Source organism: Alcanivorax sp. HI0083 (assembly GCF_001635175.1).
On record NZ_LWFX01000527.1, the window covers coordinates 1 to 437 of the forward strand.

Below are 437 nucleotides of genomic sequence, written 5' to 3' on the forward strand. Positions count from 1 at the left end.
GCACGCGCCGCGGCTCTCGAAGAATGGCGACCCCGCGTTGCGGCAAAAGTTATACATGGGTGCCGTTGTGGCGATGCGGCATAACCCCAGCATTCGGCGCCAATATCAACGGCTGTGTGCTGCAGGCAAACGAAAGATGTCAGCGCTGGGCGCGGCCATGAGAAAACTGGTGCACATCGCTTACGGCGTGCTGGCGCACCAGAAAGAATATGAACCACAGCCCGTTTGAGAGGGGTTGTGGTTCATTGGGAGAGACGGTATCTACACGCTGGTCCATTGGTTCTACGAAGCTGCTGTAGGAGATCCCTTCCAGGGGGCGAACCGAGCGCAGCGAGGAAATCGCCCGGGAGGGCGATCAGGCGTTCCTGATCCGCCCGGTTTTCCCGGATGGAAACCGCTGTTGCTTCGCCCGGTTCGCACCCCGAGAGGAGCTCCTG

1 protein-coding gene is annotated in these 437 nt (G+C 60.4%); it reads left to right on the top strand.

Translation table 11 applies throughout. The features are described 5' to 3' along the window. Positions 1–229, top strand: a 229-nt coding sequence (locus tag A3754_RS05435) for a transposase (RefSeq protein WP_156496824.1), incomplete at its 5' end; no start/stop codon positions are given. Positions 230–437 lie beyond the last annotated feature (208 nt).